This is a genomic window from Acinetobacter sp. NS-4 (genome assembly GCF_037402435.1).
In the GTDB taxonomy this organism is placed as follows: Bacteria; Pseudomonadota; Gammaproteobacteria; order Pseudomonadales; family Moraxellaceae; genus Acinetobacter.
Genome location: NZ_JBBEUE010000006.1, coordinates 133,499 through 155,266, shown reverse-complemented (window position 1 = coordinate 155,266; position 21,768 = coordinate 133,499). Strand labels below are relative to the sequence as shown.

Sequence of the window (21,768 nt, the reverse complement as noted above, 5' to 3'; positions counted from 1 at the left end):
CGAGTAATGTAAGCCCCGCGCCTGTTCAAGATTGAATTTAGTGATATCTTCGCAGACAAGATTAACATCAATCACGATGCCTTCTAGATTATGTTCAAAAATCGCGTCCGGATGGTAGGTGAAGAAAGAGCGATATTTATCATGAAGAGCCAGTTTTTGTTGCCATTCTGCATGCAGATCCATACTTAAGGCAATTAAAGAGGCTGCATGACGAAGTAATTTAATATGAGTGGGGGTTGGACATTTAGGCGAACGATAATATGTCCCAAAGGTACCATAGAGTTTTCCTTGCGCGTTAATAATAGGTGTAGACCAGCACGCGTTTAGATTATCTTCTTGAATCAGGGTCTTGAAATTCTTCCAGTTCTGATCAGTGACTAAATTTTCACAAATCACGAGTTCTCGGTGAAAAGCTGCTGCACCACAAGCACCGACATTTGGGCCTATTTTTATACCATTGATCGCTTCTTGATACCGGGTTGAAAAATGTTTGGTACCACTAATCAGGCTCAAAGTTTGTTCTGTCTCTGAGTACAACATAATGGATACCATTGAATCAGGTATCCGGGCTTCTAACCATTCACTGACGGTCTGAAATATGAGGGTTAAGTCAGCGCGATGTCCAATTAAATTAAAGATAGATTGAGTATCTAAATAATTCGCTGTTTGACTCATATCGCATCCCCTCCTTAAATTGTATCGCGTATTTTTAATAAATTCTCAATCAAAAATCTTTAAATCAGATCAATATACTGATTATTAATTTTGTATAAACAATATAACAAAAATGTGATTCTCCTTACATATAATTATTTGAAAATCTTAATGAATATCAAGCGTTGACTTAAACAACTTGCATCAATAGTCATTTCTCTAAAGATAATAGCCATGAAAGTAGAACTATTTTTTAAAAACAAAAGCGATCTGACCTTCTTAAAACCGGAAAACAAACCTACTGTACCAGGCATTCTGTTCAGAGCCATGAAAAATCCGTACTTATTTTTAAACGGGAATAGTCAATATTGCAAAGAAATTAAATATAAAATCAAGTCATATCCAGATAGAGGGGTATTTATATAAAATCAGACATTTAGAGGGAAATGCATTTGCAAGATTAAAACAGTTTGAGCTGTTGCAACTCAATATGACAAGCTAAAGCAAAACTATAAAAGTACTGTTGTCTTAGCTTGTATCTTTATCTGGTTATCACTATGAAATGTCAAAAGATTTTAATATCTTCCCAATTTTCTTTTATAAGTATGATTAAATTAGATTTTTAGGACAATACAGTTGATAGAGGGTATTCAGTACCTGAACCAGTTTTTGATCTTTAATGGAATAAAAAATCTGTTTGCCGTCACGACGCGTGCTCACCACATCACTTTTACGTAACATCATCAGCTGTTGGGATAAGGTGGGCTGATTAATTTGAGTCAGTTCTTCTATTTGTGAAACATTCAATTCTTGTTTTGCGAGATAACATAAAATAAGTAAACGATCTGGATTGGCTAATGATTTTAATACCATGACCACGGTATCAATAGAATCATGCATAGAAGCAATTTCAAGATCGGTATTCATACAGCATTTCCATACTACACATCAGTAATGTACGCAGTATATAATGCCTGAATAATCCAATACATTATATAAAATGCCATTTCAATGGTTTTTAATGAAAGTAATTATCAGATATTCTTATATAAATAAAACGAGGCATTTAATTAATTTTTATTAAATGCCTTATCTTGGTGCAAGTATGAGTGCAAAAATGCTGATTATATTTTTTTGGCCTGTTTAAATCCTTTTAATTCTTTTTCATTAAATTGCAGGGCTTCAATAATAGCTTGCCGTGTTTCCGAATTATACCAATTAAAAATGGCTGACATTTTTTCTTCAAAATCATCGCTGATAATAAAACGATCTTCTTGAATACAGAGTAATTTATTTTGTTTAAGAATGGCAATAAAGCTTTTTAAGGTTGCACTGTCAAAATAATATCCTGCCTGAATCTTTTTCGTTTGCGACAGCTTGTTCAGTACCGCTTTACCCATTTTTTCCAGTTCTTTCAGGCTAAGTGCTTGCAGCGGAGCATATTGCTGCAGCAATGCAGCAATCATGCTCATGTTATTCAGGCTAGAAGCAGACAAATGCGCCAAAGTTAAAAGCTGCTTTTGCAGTTGTTCATTTACTGGAATAGAAAGGGTAGCATCCTGGCGAACAATCCAGCCTAAATGTTCTAATTTGTCTATAATTAATACTATTTCTTTTTCTAATTCATCCATAGACCATTTTAAGAAAAATTCTTCCTTAAAATAAGGATAGATATTTTTAAGGGTATCACTTAAATAATGGGTGGAGATTTTTTTATAGGAATGAATGAGCATGGCAATTAATGCCGGTATAATAAAACAATGCAAAATATTGTTGCTAAAATAACTTAACAGAATTTTTTGACTTTCAGCAACTTGTACCCATTTTTCATTATTTTGGTTAACTGTTTCAACTTGTTTTAATTTTTCAGCATATTGAATCATTTCAGCGCTAGATAATTCGCTCATTATCATTCGCGAATCATATTGAGTCATTTTTAATAAATCACGATACTGGCTAATCTGTGAAATTAAATGCTTTTCGGTTAAAGCATGATCATCTGCATTCAGTAAAATAAGTGAAATTAAAGAAATAGGATTAATCACTACTGCTTTATTAATATTTTCCTGGATTGAATTGGCCACCTGATTGACCGTTTGAATGACCGGTTGGGGCAATTCATCATGAATGTTGAGTTTGATTTGCTTGGCCTGATGCTCAGCCAGAACCTGATCCAGAAACACCGGTTCACCAAAATTGACGTGTACCTGTCCAAAGACTTTTTCAATTTTACGCACTGAACTCAAGATGCCCCAGATCGATTCGGCTTCTTTGGGCTTGCCATTCAGTTCATTTAAATAAGAGGTGCCTTCAATCAGTTTTTCATAACCAAAGTAGGTTGGAATAAAGGCAATTGGCTTGGTTGCACCCCGTAAATGACTTTGTATCGTCATCGACAGCATGCCTTTTTTCGGTGGTAACAGCAGACCAGTACGGGAACGCCCACCTTCAATAAAGTATTCCAAAGGCGTATTTCGAGATAACAGGCTGTGTAAATATTCTTTAAACACAGAAGTATAGAGTTCATTGCCGCTGAAGGTACGACGGATAAAATAAGCGCCAGCACCACGCATGATCTGACCGACTACGGGCAAGTTAAGGTTAATGCCGGCGGCAATATGCGGAACCATCAAGCCACGATTAAAAATCACATAAGAAAGTAGTAAATAGTCAATATGACTGCGATGGCAAGGGGTATACACAATTTCGTAATCCTTGGCCAATTCCCGCACGGTATCAAAATTATGCACCTCAATACCATCGTAAAGTTGTGTCCAGAGTTTGGTCAGCGCTAGTTCGGCAAAACGCAGGGTGGAATAGGAAAAGTCCGAAACCACTTCGGTTAAATAGCCCTTGGCACGGTTCTCCGCCTCAAACATACTGATTTTGTTATCAATGCTTTCTTTACGAATCGCATCTTGCACCGTTTCGGTTTTCATTAACTTGTTAATGAGATTACGGCGGTCAGATAAGTCGGGGCCTAAAATGGCTTCTTTGTATTTATTAAAATTGCTATTGAGTTCCTTCACCACAGAATGTGCCGGAGAAAAATTGGGATATTCAATCTTGGATTGTTCTATAGCCAATTTAAGTGAAATCGGTTTGTGAAATTCAATGTAATTTTCACGACTGTATAAAGAAATATTCAAGGCCTGTTTTAATTTGGAAGGCGTTGCCCATGCATCAGCAAATAAAGCTTTAAACCAAGAATCTTCATAGGCAGGTGAACGTCCCCATAAAACTGTAACCGGAACCAGTTCAATATCGCATTCGGGATATTTTTCCAGGGCTTCAATCAGGCGAATCAATTTCGCTGAATAATGATAGGCCTCATGGGTTGAGTTCGGTACATTTAAGGCCAGAATAGAATCATCTTCCTGATATTCATGAATGCTCAAAGGTGCAAACACGGAAGGCAGCTGACGGGCTTTTGCTTCAGTATCAATTAAAACCGTATTACTGAGTGAGGCATCCTGTAATACATAGCAAATGATTTTTTTATCTGTTTGATCTTGTATGGTTTTTTTTAATTCTTCAGTATTGCCTAAGACTTGAGGAGTCACGATTTTATCTAGAATTTTCTGCGTAAATTGACGATAGAACCGGCTATAACCCTTATTAGACATTTGATTCCCTAAATCTGTTTTTCATTTGCTTGATATTGTGTGCAATTGCATGAATAAATACAAATCTTATTGATGACAAATAAGTCATTTAAGTTGTAACGATTTGATTAAAAATAGCGGTGTATTTGTTTAAAAAATCTTGACTTTTAATCTTAAAAATACACCTCAGTCTTATAAGACAAGGCATAGAAAAACTTATCTTAACAGTCTAAATGGCTTATGATGAAGTCATGACTTTAAAATCAAAAGACAGCTCAAGGAGTTCAAATGAGTACTGATTCTGCTTTTCCAACACCGAAGAATTTAGGTATAGCGGTTTATAGCGATAATGCTGAAGCGATTGGCAATACGCCTTTAATTCGTATTAATCGTGCCATTTCATCCGATGCAACCGTATTGGCAAAAGTTGAAAGCCGTAATCCGGCATTCTCGGTGAAATGCCGGGTAGGTGCCGCTTTAATTGCAGATGCTGAAGAAAAAGGTTTGCTTAAACCCGGCATGCATATTGTAGAGCCAACCAGTGGCAATACTGGGATTGCACTGGCCTTTGTTGCTGCCGCAAAAGGTTATGAGATTACCTTAACCATGCCGGCTAGTATGAGTGTTGAACGCCGTAAGGTATTGAAGGCTTTTGGTGCAAATCTGGTGTTGACCGAACCGGCTAAAGGCATGAAAGGTGCGGTGGATGAAGCGGTACGTTTAGCGACTGAACAACCGGATGTGTATTTTTTACCGCAACAGTTTGAAAATCCGGCCAACCCGAAAATCCATGAACAAACCACAGGGCCTGAAATCTGGGAAGCTACTGGCGGAAAGGTCGATATTTTGGTGTCTGGCGTCGGTACGGGTGGCACCATTTCCGGTATTTCACGTTATTTTGAACAGGTAAAAAATCAGCCGCTTTATTCGGTTGCTGTGGAACCCGCGGAATCACCGATTATTGGTCAGGCGAAACGTGGCGAGCCATTGACTCCGGGACCGCATAAAATTCAGGGCATTGGCGCCAACTTTATTCCTAAAAACCTGGATCTGGATTTAGTGGATGAAGTGATTGCCATTGAAAGTGCTACAGCTATTGAATGGGCACGCAAAACAGCAACCCATGACGGTATTCTGGTGGGTATTTCAAGTGGTGCAGCCATGGCAGCAGCGGCTCAATTGGCAGAACGTCCTGAAAATGCCGGTAAAAACATTGTGGTGATTTTACCGGATGCCGGTGAACGATATTTGTCGTCGGTATTGTTTGAAGATATTTCAGCAGACTAATTGCTCACACGTTAAGGTTTGACTTAAATTTGAGAGGTTCAGGTTTAAGTCAAACCGTTTGAGTGATTTGTTTCTTTAGACTTTTTTCATCCATCCCTTTTATCTCTCTTACGCAGACTTGAAATACATTTCAATTCTGCTCAGGGAGAAAAATAAAGAGGGTATCAACAATAGTGAAAGCAGTCTGTTATGTTATTTTGATTTTTACTGATAGAATTTATTTTATAAGCTTCAGGCAGTTTATGCGCATGGCATGCTATTTCGGTATAAATGGACATTGGAAATAGCACTAAAAAGGCAGAAGATGTACTGCCTCTACCAATAGAAGATTTAGGGATTTGAATCGGTGTTTGAGCTCGACTGTAAATTACTCAGTGTTTTTCTTTATATTTATAAATATAAAAGTGTTTCTGTCGCGGCTGAATATTTGGCCATGAGCCAGCCTACCGTCAGTAATATTCTGAATAAAATCCGCCAGCATTATAATGACCCGCTTTTTCTCAGAATTGGCAATGAAATGGTGCCGACTGAATTGTCAAAACAGCTGTTTCCACTGGTCAGTGAAGCTTTAAGTAAAGTCGAAATTATTAATAATTTCACCGTGGATTTTGACCAGACTACTTCACAGCAAAAATTTACCATTGCCATGACCGATGTGTCGCATTTGGTATTATTGCCTAAAATTTCGCAGTATTTAAAACAGCATGCTTCACATATCCGTTTAAATGTTCGTCCTATTACTTCTGAAACCAGTTATCAAATGGCCAATGGTGAAATTGATCTGGCGATTGGTTTTCTGCCCAATCTGGAAAACGGTTTTTATCAGCAAAAACTGTTTGAGCAATATTATGTGGTGATTGCATCCAAAAACCATCCAAGGCTCAGTGAAAACAGCTTAAGCACCGAACAATATATTGCCGAAACCCATATTGATATTGATGCCGGGATGGGGCATTACCATATTGAGAACGAGCTGTTAAATTTAGAACTCAAGCGTAATTTTTTAATGCGACTGCCCAGCTATTTAGGGGTGGGGTTGGTGGTTCAGGAAACCGATGCGATTGCAACCGTACCCTATTATTTAAGTGAAGTATTATTGTCGCGCGGCAATTTACAGATTTTTGATGCACCGATTACTTTTCCCACCTATGCAGTCAAGCAATATTGGCATATGTCCTGCCATCATAAAACCAGCCATCAGTGGCTGCGGCAGATGTGTTATGAATTATTTAGTCAAATGAATGATATAGAAGATTCAGTGCATAAAGTCATTCATCCATAACTGAATCATATAAGCTGAATGGACTTAAGAAATTTTATCTGGCGTCATTAAGGCCTGGTTGATATACAGTTTAATCAGGCGTTCACGTGAACCTATCGATTTCTGGTAATGGGTTGAATTGAGCAACAGGGAAGCACCGTAAGTGACGGTCCAGATATAGGATAAATAATCGCGAATCGACATGGCACTATTAAAGGATTTCAGATATTCATCGGTCATGTCCTTAATTTCAATAATCCGTTCTTCACGGACTTGATATAATTCTTCAAATAATTCTTTCAGTTTACGCTCATTGTTGGTTAATCGTTCTTCAATCACATGCAATAAAATGGTTCGGTTGGAATTTAACATGTTATAGAGCATGTACTGTGATACATAAGTTTTAATATTATTTTTATATTTTTTTGAAATTTCTAATAGTCGTTTTTCATTTAAGATGATGAGTTCTAAATAGAGCTGATTCTTGCTTTTAAAATGCTTGTAAATGGTGCCTTTGGCAATATCCAGCTCTGAAGCCAGTTCTGCAAGGGTAATATCTTGATGATTATCCAGCAACAGGGTTTCTGCCATGGCTAAAATTTTCTCTTTACGGAGTAGAAAATTTTGTTGGCGTACGGTATTCATCACATAAGTCCCGGAAAGACATAAAAAGCCAATTCAACATATACCGATAAAATAAATATGGCAACTCAACTAATGTCTGATGTGAGTAGCAAATTACTGTGTAATTTAATTCATATTCTCAAAGGCATAGCACAAAATAAAAGTCAATGAATGAGAACCATTGAGGTCAATAATCATCAATAAAATTCCAATTGCAGCGTAATTATTCTATTGTCTTTTTGCGTTGCCAAAAGGGATTAACCCATAAAATGCAAAGCGCAGGTATGCTGATTGAACAGTATTCCATTCGTACATTTGAGTTTTCGCTTGAGGATAAAACCTTCAGTTGAAAGTGATTTACAGAAACCATGTTTTATTCGTTATTCATAAGCGTGATGATAAAATTATGAAGATATGCTTACACTTAAGCTGATGGACAAAGCATTCAACCCAGGTTTTTCGCACCATGCATTTCTCCTCATGAATGTTGAAAACCCGCGTGAATGCCCAGATTTTATTTGGATAGATGTTCGTTGGAATAAACCCGTAATTTCAGTATAGGTTCCTAAAAATTTTAAAAAGAACTTCAATATTTTGATGCGAAGTCTTCACACAAGGAAAGCAATATGCCTATTTATAACGCACCCCTTAAAGACATGGAATTTATTTTAAATGATGTATTTAAGGCAGATGAATTCTGGCAGGGTAATGAAAACCTCGCTCATTTAGATATGGCAACGGCTAATGCGATTTTAGAGGAAATGGCAAAGTTTTCTAAAAACGTCATCCTTGATTTAAACCGCAGCAGTGATGAAGAAGGCGGCGCACAGTTCAATAATGGGGTAGTGACTACACCTAAAGGTTTTAAAGAAGCATTTAAACAGTTTGCCGAAGGTGGCTGGGTTGGTCTGGGGGCACCTGAAGAATGGGGCGGTCAGGGCATGCCTAAAATGCTGACGGTACTGGCTGATGAAATGATCTGGAGTACTAACCCCTCATTCATGCTCTACCCATTACTGACTGTGGGTGCAGGTATGGCCATTAATGACCGTGCTTCCCAAGAACAAAAAGAGACTTATCTGCCAAAATTCTACACCGGTGAATGGTCAGGTACCATGTGCCTGACAGAACCGCATTCTGGTACAGATCTCGGACTGATCAAAACCAAAGCGGAACCGAATGAAGATGGTTCCTTCAATATTACCGGTACAAAAATCTTTATTACCAGTGGTGAACACGACCTGTGTGAAAACATCATTCACTTGGTTCTGGCAAAAACCCCGAATGCACCAGCTGGCTCACGTGGTATTTCCTTGTTCATCGTGCCGAAATTCCATGTCAATGCTGATGGGTCGGTGGGTGAACGTAATGCGGTGGCAGCCGGTTCGATCGAACACAAGATGGGGATCAAAGGATCTTCGACTTGCGTGATGAACTTTGACGGTGCTAAAGGTTATATCGTTGGTAAAGAAAACGAAGGCTTGGCAGCCATGTTCGTGATGATGAACTACGAACGTTTATCGATGGGCATTCAAGGGATTGGCGCAGCAGAATATGCTTACCAGAACGCCGCACAATATGCGACTGACCGTCTGCAAGGCCGTGCAGCAACCGGTGCGAAATCGCCTGAAAAACCGGCCGATTCCATTTTGGTCCATGGTGATGTGCGCCGTATGTTGTTGAATGTACGTGCTAATAACGAAGCATCACGTGCCTTTGCGGTCTATGTAGGTCAACAGCTCGACATTACCAAATACTCAACCGACGCTGAAGCAGTCCGTAAAGCCAATGATCGTGTTGCACTGCTCACCCCAATTGCAAAAGCTTACTTAACCGACAAGGCGCTTGATTCAAGCCTGGAAGCACAAATGGTGTTTGGTGGTCATGGTTATATTCGTGAATGGGGCATGGAACAGTGTATTCGTGACCTGCGTATTTCACAAATTTACGAAGGCACCAACGGCGTTCAGGCGATTGACCTGATTGGCCGTAAGACCATCAAATGTGGTGGTGCATATGTTGCTGAATACATCGCAGAAATTCGTGAATTTGCGCAAGGTCTGGATGATGCATTGACAATTAAATCTGCCGTATTGGATGTCTGCACACAAGTTGAAGACATTACCGCCTTTATTGTGAATCAGGCGAAAACAGCGCCAGATTTTTCCAATGCCGTGGCAGTGGATTACTTGCATGTTGTGGGATTACTCAGCTTTGTTTATATGTATGCGCGTATTAGTCAGGCTGCTCAACCGAAAGCTGAAGCTTTCTTCCAGAACAAGCTGGTGTTGGCGCAATACTATGTTGCTAAAGTTTTACCGGATCTGGCAGCACGAGTACAACGTATTCAAGCCGGTGCCGATGTGGTGATGCAGTTGCCAGAGGAATACTTTACTGCTCAATCTTAAATTTGGTACTACGCTTTAATACAGGGTTTAACAAAAATGGAAATGACATGGGCTGAGTGTACAGCTCATGTCACACAACAAAATTTATAAATTAGGATGGAAAAAATGATTGTTATCGTAAATGGTGTTCGTACAGCAATGGGTGGCTTCCAAGGTGTGCTTTCTTCATGTACAGCACCAGATTTAGGTGCAGCAGCGATTAAAGAAGCTGTTGCACGATCTGGTTTACAACCTACAGATATTGATGAAGTGATTTTTGGTTGCGTACTTCCGGCCGGTTTAAAACAGGGACCAGCGCGTCAGGCCATGCGTCAGGCAGGTTTACCTGACACCACAGGTGCAACCACCATTAATAAAATTTGTGGTTCAGGCATGAAAGCGGTGATGCAGGCTGCGGATGCCGTAAAAGCTGGCTCAGCAGAGATTGTGGTCGCAGGCGGTATGGAGTCAATGAGTAATGCACCTTATTTACTCGACAAGGCACGTTCTGGTTATCGAATGGGGCATGGCAAAATTACCGATCATATGTTCCAGGAAGGTCTGGAAGATGCAGAAACTGGCCTTTCCATGGGTGTACTTGCACAGGAAATGGCCGATAAAAAAGGTTACACCCGCGAACAGCAAGATGCCTTTGCAATCAGCTCGTTGAACAAAGCGGTCACTGCCATCAACAATGGTTATTTTAAAGAAGAAATCGTGCCTGTAACCGTGTCTTCACGTAAGGGTGATGTGGTTGTTGAGCAAGATGAACAGCCGCTCAATGCCAAGGCCGATAAAATTCCAACTTTGCGTCCGGCATTTAAAAAAGATGGCACCATTACCGCTGCCAATTCCAGCTCCATTTCAGATGGTGCATCTGCTTTAGTCATTACTTCTGACGAAATTGCTGCAGAGCGCGGTTTGGCTCCTGTGGCGAAAATTGTGGCTTATGCTTCAAATTCACAGCACCCAACAGAGTTCAGCATTGCACCAGTCGGCGCGATAGAAAAGGTTTTGAAAAAAGCCGGTTGGGACGCTCAAGAGGTTGACCTTTGGGAAATCAATGAAGCGTTTGCCATGGTCACCATGGCGGCTATGGATGCCTTTAATCTGGATCCAGCAAAAGTGAACATTAACGGTGGTGCCTGTGCACTCGGCCATCCATTGGGTTCATCAGGTTCGCGCATTATTGTGACTTTACTGCATGCCTTAAAACGTACTGGTGGCAAAAAAGGAATTGCCAGCTTATGTATCGGCGGTGGTGAAGCAACAGCTGTGGCCATTGAACTGATTTAAAAATATTGATTAAGTAAAGCTATGAGTTACGAATGTGAAATTCGATAAGCAATAAAAGCCACCATTCCAGCACGCTGGGATAGTGGCAAAAAAAAATACGTTTATTTTTGAGATTTTTATTATGAATGGTTTAGATTGCATTCGCTTAGTCTCCCTTCGCGACAAAGTTATGTCAGCCGAACAAGCGATTGAATTGATTCAAGACGGTGCTGTAGTGGGTTTAAGTGGTTTTGGCGGTGCAGGTGAAGCAAAAACTGTACCTTTGGCTTTGGCGGAACATGCCAAACAACATCCCTTAAAAATTACCCTCGCTACAGGTGCAAGCTTAGGCAATAGAATTGACGGCCGTCTAAATGAAGCCCATGCGATTGCGCGCCGTTATCCTTATCAGGCCGATCCTGGCCTGCGTAAATCCATCAATGCTGGTGAGGTGATGTATATCGATCAGCATTTGTCTGAAATGGCAGATAATATTCGTCATCACAACTTGCCGTCGATTAATGTAGCAATTATTGCAGCCACAGCCATTACTGAAGATGGCCAGATTATTCCAACTGGTTCTTGTGGTAACTCAGCCAACTTTGTGGAAATGGCAGATCAGGTCATTATTGAAATTGACAATACCATTAATCCTATTCTGGAAGGGGTACACGATATTTATGTACCCAAAGCCCGTCCAAACCGTTCACCGATTCCCTTGATTCATGCGGGAGACCGGATAGGAACGGTGGGCATTCAGGTGAGTCCGGAAAAGATAGCAGCCATTGTCCTGAATGATATTCCCGATACTTCCTTCAACATGGATGAACCGGATCAGGATACTTTGGCCATTGCCAAGCACCTGATTCAATTTTTTGAAGGCGAAGTGGCAGCCGGGCGTTTACCGGAAAATCTGGGCCCATTACAGTCTGGAGTCGGTTCGATTGCCAATGCGGTTTTTTCAGGTTTTGAACATTCCAATTTTCATGACTTGGAAATGTATTCCGAAGTTTTACAGGACTGTACCTTTGAGTTGATTGATTCAGGCAAAATGACCTTTGCTTCAGGCTGTTCAATGACCTTGTCAGATTCTTGTGCACAACATGTGATGCAGAATTTTGAACAATACAAAGATAAGATTGTGCTGCGTCCGCAGGAGATTTCCAATCATCCTGAAATCATCCGCCGTTTGGGGATTATTGCCATCAATACCGCACTGGAGTTCGATATTTACGGCAACGTCAATTCTACCCATGTCACCGGCACCAAAATGATGAACGGGATTGGCGGTTCAGGTGATTTTACCCGGCATGCCCATATAGCAATTTTTGTGACCAAATCGGTCGCCAAAGGTGGGGCTATTTCATCTGTAGTTCCAATGGTCAGTCATACTGACCATACCGATCATGATGTTGATATTTTGGTGACAGAAAATGGTCTGGCAGATTTACGCGGTCTGGCTCCGCGTGAGCGTGCCCGTAAGATTATCGATTTATGTGCGCATCCTGATTATCGCGATGAACTGAATGATTATTTTGAACGCGCTTGTCAGCGTGGTGGGCAAACGCCGCATCTGCTTGAAGAAGCCTTGTCCTGGCATGCAACATTTGAAGAGACTGGAAACATGCATAAAACTGCATAAAGATAGCTGAATGCATAAAACAAAACCCATCTCATGATGGGTTTTTTAATTTCTAATTTAATTCTAACCTAAGTTTTTATGAATGAAATGTGGAGAGAATTTTCAAAAAATGACCAAGACAAGACAGATTTGTTACTGCTGAAACGCTTTGCCTACAACAAGCCACTTCATCAGCAGCGTGTTGTTCCTATAATGGCCGCATCGCAACACTCAAGGTCTCAGTTTTGAAATATCTTCAATATTTTTCAGGAATCTCATTATTACTGCTGTTAACTGCTTGTACTACTGAAGCACCGGATTATCAGGGCATCTGGAAGAATACCTTAGAAAATCCACAGCTTGAAAATTCACTGGTGATTGCCAAAAATGGTGATAATTATTTCATTACCAATACCTTAAAAGACAAAGCCACCGGTAAAACAGAAAAGAAAAATCCGGTGCCTGCCTCAGTGGGCAAGAGTGGTTTACTTGAGGTGAATGCAGGTGCCGGTGTGGTTGATTTTGCGATTGACGAAAAAACCGGAAATCTGGTGGGTTCAGGCTCAATCTATAAAAAAGCAAAATAATCATTCAAGTCATGTATCTACAGAAGATGTCATGAAAGCGGATGATTCAGGGCATCTTTTTTAGTTTATGAAGCTTTTTATTTTATGAAACTTAATAAGGCTGCAAAATCTTCTACAAAATAATCTGCTTTGGCTTTAATTTCTTCAATTTCATGCACTGAATATTGATCATAGATCGCCACTACATCAATGCCTGCATTGTTGGCGGCTTCCAACCCCAATCAAAGAATCTTCAATAATCAGGCAGTCCTTAGCTTAAACATCAAAATGCGGAAGTGCTTTTAAATACATTTCTGGATGCGGCTTGATGTTCTCGACATTTTCACGCGTTAACATGATGTCAAAATCATCATTAAAACTGATCTTTTGATTAATATTCTGATTATTGTCCTGATAACGCTGAATATTGTACACACTGGTAGTGGTGGTAAGTGCCAGTTGCATACCTTGCTGTTTCAGGGCTTGAATCAAAAGTTCCGCTTGCGGTTTAAGCTCCACCACGTGATCCAGAAAATGGCGTGAAATAGTATAACGGCGGGTTTTTACCTCTTCTTTGCCCAAATCAAAACCATAAAGCTCATTTAAATAAGCACAGTATTCCAAATATGGATCAGCAGATTGTCTAAAAATTTTCAGCTGAAGATCCCGTTGTTGCTGAATTACGTTGAGATCCATCTCAATATTCGATAATTGTTGTATCAGGGTTGCATCGACTTGATTCCAGATTCCGACTGAATCAATAAGCGTTCCATCCAAATCAAAACAAATTAATTTTTTCCCTTGAAACATTTTTATCTTACATCTGGTTTGAATGAGCCGAAATATATCTGGTTTGAATAAGCAGATTGGTTAAAGTACAAAAATTCCAGTTTCAACGCTGATTGGAAAATCGTTTTTCAAGCTGGTCAAATAGCATTTTCATGCCTTGAGTCGCGGTTTGAGGAATCAAATGATATTGCGTGGGGACACGAAGATGGTCGGCTTTAGGATCGATATAATAGGCTTCACATGTTGCAGGTATTTCATGAATCAGTCCTGCAACTGGGTAAACCACTAAACTGGAGCCGATCACAATAAAAATGTCGGCATCTTGAACCAGTTGAATGGCCTGTTCATAAGCGGGGACGGCTTCGCCAAACCAGACCACATGCGGACGTAGCGGATAGCCTTGCGGACATTTATCGCGTTGCAGGTTTAGTTCCCAGCCTTGAATAGGGTAGAAGGTCTCAGAATACTGTGCCCCCGGTGCAGAGCTTTTAGCCAAGCGAATATTGCCATGTAAATGTAAAACATGACGATTTCCTGCACGTTCATGCAAGTCGTCTATATTTTGAGTAATTACATGACAATCTGAAAATTCTTGGATTTTGGCAATCAGTTGATGGGCTAAATTGGGCTGTGCTGCCAGTACATTTTTACGCCGTGCATTATAAAAATCTTGTACCAGTTGAGGATTTTTTTGCCAGGCTTCAGGTGTCGCGACTTCTTCAATCTTGTGGTTTCCCCAGAGTCCATCATGATCACGAAAGGTATTTATTCCACTTTCTGCACTCATTCCTGCACCGGAAAAGATCACGATTTTTGGCATTTCTATCGATTCACTATTTTAAATTTTTAATCAACTTATCATAAAATATTGATGTTTTTTTATAGGTTTTATACAGCACCTTAATTTTTTTGAGCAACCATAAAACTACGCCCCACTCATTAGCAGGGCTTAGGAATTTAATTTTCACATTAAGCAATAAATTGCTGAACAGCCTGATTGAATTCATCTGGGCACTCAATATTTGAAATATGCGAAGCATTAATTTCAAACAAAGCGCTATTTTTAATACGATCAATCATAAACTGACCATCGGCTACCGTGGTCACTGGGTCTTGTGCACCTGCAATCACCAATACCGGTACAGTAATCTCTTTAAGCTGTTCACGTAAATCCGCTTTAGCCAAAGCTTCACAACAGCTTGCATAACCTTCGGTGCTGCCAGCTTCCAAGTCGTTTTGAAGATTTTCAACTACTGTTGGGTTGCTTTGGATAAAGGGTTCGGTAAACCAGCGTGATGCTGCAGTAGAGGCAATTGGTTGTAGACCTTGCTGACGTACCAGTGCGGCACGCTCATTCCAGGCCTGTTCCTGACCAATTTTGGCAGCCGTGTTGCAGACAATCACGTGGCTAAAACGTTCGGGTTTATTAATCGCTAACCATTGACCGGTTAAACCACCCATTGAAATACCACAGAACGCAGCTTTTTCAATTTTTAAATGATCAAGCAGGTTGATAACATCTTGACCCAGTTGATCAAGGCTATACGGACCTTGTGGCGCAGATGAAGCCCCATGACCACGGGTATCATAGCAAATCACAAAATAATCCTGTTTGAAGTGATTAAATTGTTTTTGCCACATCCCATAATTGGTGCCGAGTGAATTAGAAAAAATCAAGGCTGGGTTGGCTGCATCACCAAAAGTCTGGTAATTGATTTGAGCATCATTCGATGTAAATGTTGGCATTAAAATCCCTCCCGACCTCCCTTTCTTGCATTTGATTCAAAGTAGTACTTTGAATCTACATTCAGGGAGGAGGTTTATATTTTTAATAATCTGTTAGACACGTTCAATAATCAAAGCGATGCCTTGACCGACACCAATACACATTGAACACAAACCGTATTTACCGCCAGTCTGTTCAAGCTGGTTGAGTGCAGTCGTCACCAGACGCGCGCCAGATGCACCGAGTGGATGACCCAAAGCAATTGCACCACCGTTTGGATTGACTTTCTCTGAACCATCTTCAATGCCTAAGTCACGAGTACAGGCCAAAGCTTGTGCTGCAAAAGCCTCATTCAGTTCAATCACGTCCATCTGCTCTAAAGTCAAACCAGTTTGTTTCAACAGCTTTTTAATCGCTGGTGCAGGACCAAAGCCCATGATGCGAGGTTCAACGCCCATCACCGTTGCGCCAATAATTTTGGCCCGTGGTTTTAAGCCATACTGTGCTACAGCATCATCCGAAGCAATCAGCAGGGCTGCTGCACCATCGTTAATCCCAGAAGCATTACCTGCCGTTACCGTACCTTCGGCTTTGACCACAGGTTTTAGCTTGGTGAGGGCTTCAAGAGTGGTCGAAGCACGTGGATGTTCATCGGTATCCACTACAACTGGCTCGCCTTTACGTTGTGGAATCACCACAGGAATAATTTCTTTATCAAAGAAACCACGTGCTTGTGCAGCAGCTGTACGTTGCTGGCTGGTTAAAGCAAACTGGTCCTGATCGGCACGGTTGATGTTGAACTGTTCCGCAAGGTTTTCAGCGGTTTGCGGCATGGTTTCGACACCATACATTTCTTTTAGTTTCGGGTTAATGAAACGCCAGCCCATGGTGGTGTCTTCAATTTTTTGACTACGACCATAGGCAGATTCAGATTTACCCATGACAAATGGGGCACGAGACATGGATTCCACACCACCGGCAATAATCAGTTCAGCTTCGCCTGCTTTAATGGTACGCGCAGCCATGGCAATGGCATCCAGTGATGAACCACAAAGACGGTTAATTGTCGTTGCTGGTACTTGGTACGGTAAACCCGCTAAAAGTGCAGACATACGACCAACGTTACGGTTATCTTCACCGGCCTGGTTGGCACAGCCATAAATCACGTCATCAACCTGTTCCCAGTTCACCGAGGGATTGCGTTCCATTAAAGCTTTGATTGGAAGTGCACCCAGATCATCGGTACGTACAGGAGCAAGGCCACCAGCATAACGGCCAAATGGAGTACGGATGGCATCAACGATATATGCATTTTTCATGTTTTATTTTTCCAAATCTTTTAATCCCTCCCAACCTCCCTTTAAAAAAGGGAGGAGATTCCTACCTAAAATTACGAGGTGGAAGTCCCCCTTTGAAAAAGGGGGATTTAGGGGGGATTTAAAATTATGTTTAAAGACGATTAACCCTGAGTTGCATCAATCAGTTTGGCACCGGTCATTGACTGCAATTCTTCAAATGACAGACCTTCAACTTTCTCAATCACTTTCATGCCTTCAGGGGTGACATCAATCACGCAGAGGTCGGTATAGATACGATCTACACATTTCAGGCCAGTTGCTGGATAAGCCAACTCAGCGACAATTTTTGGCTTGCCTTTTTTAGTCACGTGATCAGTCGTAATAAAGACTTTTTTCGCACCAACGGCCAAGTCCATTGCACCACCAACTGCAGGAATCGCGTCCGGTGCACCAGTATGCCAGTTGGCCAAGTCACCATTTTCAGCGACCTGGAAAGCACCCAATACCGCGATGTCCAGGTGACCGCCGCGCATCATGGCGAATGAATCACCGTGATGGAAGAAGGCACCACCTTCAAGTAAGGTCACAAATTCTTTACCGGCATTGATCAGCTCAGGATCACGGTCTTCTTCAGCAGGAGGAGGACCGAAAGCCAACAGGCCATTTTCAGAGTGCAAGAATACGTCTTTGTCTGAAGGCAGGTAGCTGGAAATTTTGGTGGGTAAGCCAATGCCGAGGTTGACATAGGCGCCATCAGGAATATCTTGTGCTACACGTTCAGCGATCTGGTCACGGGTCAGTTTGCTATAGCTCATTGTTTCTCTCCGATACCAATTATTGTGCAGGTTTAGCTTGAACAACGTGTTGAACAAAAATTCCCGGGGTGATGATGTGTTCAGGATCCAGTGCACCCAGTTCAACCACTTCAGATACCTGAGCAATGGTCACGTCTGCTGCCATCGCCATAATCGGACCGAAGTTACGCGCAGATTTACGGTACACCAGGTTGCCCCAACGGTCGCCTTTATGGGCCTTGATTAAGGCAAAATCCGCCTTGATCGGGTTTTCTAAAACGAAGTCTTTGCCTTCATAGTTCAGGGTCGGTTTACCTTCAGCTAGCAATGTTCCGAAACCTGTAGGCGTGTAGATTGGACCCAAGCCCATACCAGCAGCCTGAATACGGCAAGCCAGGTTACCTTGAGGAACCAGTTCCAGTTCGATTTTGCCGGCACGGTAAAGTTCGTCAAACACCCAAGAGTCAGACTGACGCGGGAAAGAACAGATGATCTTGCGCACAGCACCCGTCTTTAAAAGTTTGGCCAGGCCGTAATCGCCATTACCAGCGTTGTTATTCACAATAACCAGATCCTTGATGCCAAGCTCAATCAGGCCATCAATCAGCTCTGCCGGCTGACCCGCTGTACCAAAACCGCCAATCATAATGGTCGAACCATCTTTAATTTGAGAGAGGACTTCCGTTAATGAAGCCACGCTTTTATCGATCATAATCGTTCCTAACGCTAAAATTATTTAGTTTCAGTTTGGGAGAGGGAAACAGTGTTGGACACTGTCGGACCTGTTTTGGGTTTGCTTAATAAAAGATGGGCGACGAGACCGATACAAATGCCCCAAAACACCGAACTCAATCCGAGGAAATGCATACCGGATGCCGTAGCTAAAAAAGTGATTAAGGCTGCATCACGTTCGCTTTCATCTTTCATGGCGGTTGTGATATTGATGCCAATTGCACCCAGCAAAGCCAAGCCGGCCAATGCTGCGACCAGCTCTTTCGGCAGCAAGCTGAACAACATCACGATGCTACCGGCAAATAAACCGCCTAGAATGTAAAAAATGCCGTTGGCAATCCCGGCGATATAGCGTTTTTCTTTAAGTTCATGTGCATCCTTACCCATACACAAGGCTGCGGTAATGGATGCCAAAACAATGGTAATCCCGCCGACACAGGCGACCGCTAATGAAGCAATACTGGTGACTGTAATGATCGGTTTGGCCGGGGTGTCATAACCACTAAGCTTCATGATGGCCATACCTGGTAAAAACTGCCCGCTAAGACTGACCAAGATCAGTGGAATCGCCAGATTGAGCATGCCATTGATTGACCATTCAGGGCTAATCCACTGCGGAATGGCAAGGCTGAAATCAACAGTGACTGGATTCATTTTGCCGAGGACTAAACTGAGTAAAACCCCTGCAAGCAGTACCCAAACCATGCTGTAGCGTGGACTTACGCGCTTGGATACTAAAAAAACCAGTAGCATGCCAAACACGATCAGGGGCATGCTGTTTGTAGCGGTGAACAGTCCCAAGCCAAATTGAAATAAAATCCCGGCCATCATGCCCGCTGCAATGGATTGGGGAATCCATTTCAAAAGCTTGTCGAAATAGCCTGTCAAACCAATAAAAAGAATTACCAAAGCGGCCGTGATATAGGCAGCGACCGCTTCATTTAAAGAAATATTGGGGAAGAGCGTGACCAGCAGTGCCGTGCCGGGCGCTGACCAGGCGGTGATGACCGGGACTTTGTACTTGATTGATAAAAAAATCCCAGCAACTGCTGCACCAATGGAGATTCCCCAGATCCATGAAATCATCATGCTGGGGTCAACATTGGCTTTTTGTGCCGCCTGGAAAAAGATGATCAACGGCCCGGAATAGGAAATCAGCACGGCTAGAAATCCTGCAACCGTTGCTGACATAGACCAGTCATCTTTTAAGCTTTTAAACAGGGTCGTCATTGCTACTGCCTCCATGCTGATAAATCAATGATCCTGTACCACGTTTATGATCGGGGGTTAGCCCTGATCACCACCACCAACTGGAACCACTGTTCCTGTCATATAAGACGATTCGTCAGATGCCAGGAAAGTGATGGCATTGACTTGTTCCTGAATCGTGCCATAGCGTCCCAGGAAGGTACGGTCAATGGTTTGATCAACCACTTGCTGCATCCAGTCTTTTTCAGATTCAGAAAGTGGATTGGCATTGCGTGGCACCTTGCGTGGAGGGGCTTCTGTTCCACCTGTCGCAACAGCGTTGACACGAATCCCGTCTTTGGCATGTTCAAAGGCGAGGGAAGCGGTTAAACCATTCACACCACCTTTAGATGCTGAATACGGCACACGGTTAATGCCACGTGTGGCAATTGAAGATACGTTGACAATGGTACCTTGCTGATTCTTGATCATTTCAGGCAACACCGCACGGCAGCACCACATGGTTGGGAACAGTGAACGATTCACTTCCTTGATAATTTCTTCTTCAGAAAATTCTTCAAAGGGTTTCATCCAGATCGCACCACCGACGTTGTTGATGAGCACATCAACACGACCATAGGTCTCAATCGCTTTGGCAACTACCGATTCTGCGCCTGCAAAGGTTTCCAGGTTGGCTTTGACGATAATTGCATCACCATCTTGTGCTTCAATTTCTGCTAATGTTTCTTCTACATAATCGGATATATCGGCTAGCACAACCTGAGCGCCTTCGCTGGTTACTTGCAATGCCACGCCACGGCCGATGCCTTGTGCGGCACCGGTTACGATAACAACTTTATTTTCAAATCTTTGTACATGATTCATTTGATTCTCCGGCTCAGTAGCTCAAACTTAGTTGGCAGAGAATTTTTCAAACAGGAAGCTTGCAGGTTTAACACTACCGGCTTCTAACCAGCCTCGAACCGCTTCGACCATAAGGACTGGACCACACAGGTAGATATCGACATCACCACCATTCAGCCATTCGTTTTCTATATGACCAGTCACATAACCCTTACGCTCATGTGCAGATTCCGGATTTGCCACCACGGTGCGGTATTCAAACCACGGGAATTTTTCTTGCAGTTCATTCAGTTTTTCAAGTGCAACCAGATCGAAGTCATTGGTGACACCAAACACCAGACGCACTGGCTGTTCTGAACCTTTTTCTTCCAGCACTTGCAGCATCGACATAAACGGCGCAATACCCGTACCGCCTGCCAACATCAATACAGGGCGAGCGACATTACGCAGGTAGAAGCTGCCAAATGGACCGGTGAAGGTCATTTTGTCGCCTGCTTTGGCATTTTGGCTTAAGAATTCACTCATTTTGCCGTTAGGAACGTTACGTACCACAAAGCTGGTTAAACGGTTACCCGGTTTAGAGCTGAATGAGTAAGAGCGGGTTTCAGTGGTGCCCGGAATACCGACATTGACATATTGACCGGCAAGGAAGTGTATGTCTGGCTGACCTTCATCGAGCTGAATGTCAAAAGTAATGGTCGAGTCAGACAGGTTTTCGACGCGAGCCAAAGTACCTTCGAAGGCGTGAATTTCGGTTTTGCAGACATCTGAAGTGGCCTGAATCTGAAATACTGCATCTGAAGTCGGTTTACACTGACATGCAAGAATGTAGCCTTCAGCTGCTTCTTCAGGGGTTAATGCATCTTCAATATAAGTTTCTTCAGGCATGTCATACGAACCTGATTCACAAAACGCACGGCACGTTCCACAAGCACCATCACGGCAGTCCAAAGGAATATTGATCTTTTGACGGTATGCTGCATCAGACAAAGTTTCGCCTTGAACGACACTGATAAAACGTGTAACGCCATCTTCAAATTGAAGAGCAACATTTAAGTTTGACATGGCTGAATATCCTATATTAATCTTTAAAACTG

19 protein-coding genes and 2 pseudogenes are annotated in these 21,768 nt (G+C 42.0%); 8 read left to right on the top strand and 13 right to left on the bottom strand.

Features of this window, described 5'->3' with window-relative positions; translation table 11 throughout:
- On the bottom strand, window positions 1-675 hold a 675-nt coding region (locus tag WAE57_RS07095; protein ID WP_337709572.1), incomplete at its 3' end, for a GAF domain-containing protein.
- A gap of 213 nt (window positions 676-888) precedes the next feature.
- Here WAE57_RS07095 and WAE57_RS07090 point away from each other — a divergent pair.
- Together WAE57_RS07090 and WAE57_RS07085 are read left to right on the top strand one after the other, a co-directional pair.
- Window positions 889-1,080, top strand: coding sequence for a hypothetical protein (locus WAE57_RS07090; protein WP_337709570.1), 192 nt, complete (start codon window positions 889-891; stop codon window positions 1,078-1,080).
- A pseudogene (locus WAE57_RS07085) lies at window positions 1,019-1,215 on the top strand (IS5/IS1182 family transposase); the annotation flags it as partial. The gene WAE57_RS07090 and the pseudogene WAE57_RS07085, both read left to right, overlap by 62 nt.
- A gap of 48 nt (window positions 1,216-1,263) precedes the next feature.
- Here the strand turns inward: WAE57_RS07085 and WAE57_RS07080 are convergent.
- Both WAE57_RS07080 and plsB read right to left on the bottom strand, forming a co-directional pair.
- Window positions 1,264-1,581: a metalloregulator ArsR/SmtB family transcription factor gene (locus tag WAE57_RS07080; protein ID WP_237787366.1), complete on the bottom strand. Its 318-nt coding sequence runs from the start codon at window positions 1,579-1,581 to the stop codon at window positions 1,264-1,266.
- Between the two features lie 197 nt (window positions 1,582-1,778).
- The gene (plsB, locus tag WAE57_RS07075) at window positions 1,779-4,280 is read right to left on the bottom strand and encodes a glycerol-3-phosphate 1-O-acyltransferase PlsB (protein ID WP_337709567.1); all 2,502 of its coding nucleotides are present in this window, start codon (window positions 4,278-4,280) and stop codon (window positions 1,779-1,781) included.
- Between the two features lie 267 nt (window positions 4,281-4,547).
- On the opposite strand from plsB, the gene cysK reads away from it, so the two are divergent.
- Both cysK and WAE57_RS07065 read left to right on the top strand, forming a co-directional pair.
- Window positions 4,548-5,546, top strand: a complete 999-nt coding sequence (gene cysK / locus WAE57_RS07070) for a cysteine synthase A (protein WP_337709566.1) — start codon at window positions 4,548-4,550, stop codon at window positions 5,544-5,546.
- Window positions 5,547-5,892: 346 nt separating this feature from the next.
- Entirely contained in the window at window positions 5,893-6,828 is a 936-nt protein-coding gene (locus WAE57_RS07065) for a LysR substrate-binding domain-containing protein (RefSeq protein ID WP_337709564.1), read from the top strand.
- A gap of 24 nt (window positions 6,829-6,852) precedes the next feature.
- On the opposite strand, the gene WAE57_RS07060 is transcribed toward WAE57_RS07065, so the two are convergent.
- Entirely contained in the window at window positions 6,853-7,452 is a 600-nt protein-coding gene (locus tag WAE57_RS07060; protein WP_237787369.1) for a TetR/AcrR family transcriptional regulator, read from the bottom strand.
- Between the two features lie 605 nt (window positions 7,453-8,057).
- On the opposite strand from WAE57_RS07060, the gene WAE57_RS07055 reads away from it, so the two are divergent.
- The 4 genes from WAE57_RS07055 to WAE57_RS07040 all read left to right on the top strand — a co-directional run bounded on the left by WAE57_RS07055 (window position 8,058) and on the right by WAE57_RS07040 (window position 13,301).
- Complete coding sequence (locus WAE57_RS07055) at window positions 8,058-9,839, top strand: acyl-CoA dehydrogenase C-terminal domain-containing protein (RefSeq protein WP_337709562.1); 1,782 nt, start codon at window positions 8,058-8,060, stop codon at window positions 9,837-9,839.
- Window positions 9,840-9,944: 105 nt separating this feature from the next.
- Window positions 9,945-11,114, top strand: a complete 1,170-nt coding sequence (locus WAE57_RS07050; protein WP_337709560.1) for a thiolase family protein — start codon at window positions 9,945-9,947, stop codon at window positions 11,112-11,114.
- A 121-nt stretch (window positions 11,115-11,235) separates the two neighbouring features.
- Window positions 11,236-12,735, top strand: a complete 1,500-nt coding sequence (locus WAE57_RS07045; protein WP_337709558.1) for an acetyl-CoA hydrolase/transferase family protein — start codon at window positions 11,236-11,238, stop codon at window positions 12,733-12,735.
- A 224-nt stretch (window positions 12,736-12,959) separates the two neighbouring features.
- Window positions 12,960-13,301 (top strand): hypothetical protein, encoded by a 342-nt coding sequence (locus tag WAE57_RS07040; protein ID WP_337709556.1) that lies wholly within the window; start codon window positions 12,960-12,962, stop codon window positions 13,299-13,301.
- Window positions 13,302-13,378: 77 nt separating this feature from the next.
- Here WAE57_RS07040 and WAE57_RS07035 read toward each other — a convergent pair.
- The 9 genes and pseudogenes from WAE57_RS07035 to benC form a co-directional block, all read right to left on the bottom strand.
- A pseudogene (locus tag WAE57_RS07035) lies at window positions 13,379-14,090 on the bottom strand (HAD family phosphatase).
- 82 nt (window positions 14,091-14,172) lie between these two features.
- Entirely contained in the window at window positions 14,173-14,889 is a 717-nt protein-coding gene (locus WAE57_RS07030) for an NAD-dependent deacylase (protein ID WP_337709554.1), read from the bottom strand.
- 149 nt (window positions 14,890-15,038) lie between these two features.
- Window positions 15,039-15,815 (bottom strand): 3-oxoadipate enol-lactonase, encoded by a 777-nt coding sequence (gene pcaD / locus WAE57_RS07025; protein WP_337709552.1) that lies wholly within the window; start codon window positions 15,813-15,815, stop codon window positions 15,039-15,041.
- Window positions 15,816-15,908: 93 nt separating this feature from the next.
- A complete protein-coding gene (gene pcaF, locus WAE57_RS07020; RefSeq protein WP_337709550.1) occupies window positions 15,909-17,114 on the bottom strand; it encodes a 3-oxoadipyl-CoA thiolase in 1,206 nt (401 codons plus the stop codon).
- A 140-nt stretch (window positions 17,115-17,254) separates the two neighbouring features.
- Complete coding sequence (locus WAE57_RS07015; RefSeq protein WP_337709548.1) at window positions 17,255-17,908, bottom strand: 3-oxoacid CoA-transferase subunit B; 654 nt, start codon at window positions 17,906-17,908, stop codon at window positions 17,255-17,257.
- Between the two features lie 19 nt (window positions 17,909-17,927).
- Window positions 17,928-18,599, bottom strand: a complete 672-nt coding sequence (locus WAE57_RS07010; RefSeq protein ID WP_300046250.1) for a 3-oxoacid CoA-transferase subunit A — start codon at window positions 18,597-18,599, stop codon at window positions 17,928-17,930.
- 20 nt (window positions 18,600-18,619) lie between these two features.
- Window positions 18,620-19,849, bottom strand: a complete 1,230-nt coding sequence (gene benE, locus WAE57_RS07005; RefSeq protein ID WP_337709544.1) for a benzoate/H(+) symporter BenE — start codon at window positions 19,847-19,849, stop codon at window positions 18,620-18,622.
- A gap of 57 nt (window positions 19,850-19,906) precedes the next feature.
- Window positions 19,907-20,692 (bottom strand): benzoate diol dehydrogenase BenD, encoded by a 786-nt coding sequence (gene benD / locus WAE57_RS07000; RefSeq protein WP_337709542.1) that lies wholly within the window; start codon window positions 20,690-20,692, stop codon window positions 19,907-19,909.
- Between the two features lie 27 nt (window positions 20,693-20,719).
- Window positions 20,720-21,736, bottom strand: a complete 1,017-nt coding sequence (gene benC, locus WAE57_RS06995; protein ID WP_337709540.1) for a benzoate 1,2-dioxygenase electron transfer component BenC — start codon at window positions 21,734-21,736, stop codon at window positions 20,720-20,722.
- Between the last annotated feature and the right edge of the window lie 32 nt (window positions 21,737-21,768).

Bases quoted from the DNA above. Each gene is read 5' to 3' on its own strand.
- WAE57_RS07090 (WP_337709570.1), top strand. From the start codon at position 889: ATGAAAGTAGAACTATTTTTTAAAAACAAAAGCGATCTGACCTTCTTA.
- WAE57_RS07080 (WP_237787366.1), bottom strand. From the start codon at position 1,581: ATGAATACCGATCTTGAAATTGCTTCTATGCATGATTCTATTGATACC.
- plsB (WP_337709567.1), bottom strand. From the start codon at position 4,280: ATGTCTAATAAGGGTTATAGCCGGTTCTATCGTCAATTTACGCAGAAA.
- cysK (WP_337709566.1), top strand. From the start codon at position 4,548: ATGAGTACTGATTCTGCTTTTCCAACACCGAAGAATTTAGGTATAGCG.
- WAE57_RS07060 (WP_237787369.1), bottom strand. From the start codon at position 7,452: ATGAATACCGTACGCCAACAAAATTTTCTACTCCGTAAAGAGAAAATT.
- WAE57_RS07055 (WP_337709562.1), top strand. From the start codon at position 8,058: ATGCCTATTTATAACGCACCCCTTAAAGACATGGAATTTATTTTAAAT.
- WAE57_RS07050 (WP_337709560.1), top strand. From the start codon at position 9,945: ATGATTGTTATCGTAAATGGTGTTCGTACAGCAATGGGTGGCTTCCAA.
- WAE57_RS07045 (WP_337709558.1), top strand. From the start codon at position 11,236: ATGAATGGTTTAGATTGCATTCGCTTAGTCTCCCTTCGCGACAAAGTT.
- WAE57_RS07030 (WP_337709554.1), bottom strand. From the start codon at position 14,889: ATGCCAAAAATCGTGATCTTTTCCGGTGCAGGAATGAGTGCAGAAAGT.
- pcaD (WP_337709552.1), bottom strand. From the start codon at position 15,815: ATGCCAACATTTACATCGAATGATGCTCAAATCAATTACCAGACTTTT.
- pcaF (WP_337709550.1), bottom strand. From the start codon at position 17,114: ATGAAAAATGCATATATCGTTGATGCCATCCGTACTCCATTTGGCCGT.
- WAE57_RS07015 (WP_337709548.1), bottom strand. From the start codon at position 17,908: ATGAGCTATAGCAAACTGACCCGTGACCAGATCGCTGAACGTGTAGCA.
- WAE57_RS07010 (WP_300046250.1), bottom strand. From the start codon at position 18,599: ATGATCGATAAAAGCGTGGCTTCATTAACGGAAGTCCTCTCTCAAATT.
- benE (WP_337709544.1), bottom strand. From the start codon at position 19,849: ATGACGACCCTGTTTAAAAGCTTAAAAGATGACTGGTCTATGTCAGCA.
- benD (WP_337709542.1), bottom strand. From the start codon at position 20,692: ATGAATCATGTACAAAGATTTGAAAATAAAGTTGTTATCGTAACCGGT.
- benC (WP_337709540.1), bottom strand. From the start codon at position 21,736: ATGTCAAACTTAAATGTTGCTCTTCAATTTGAAGATGGCGTTACACGT.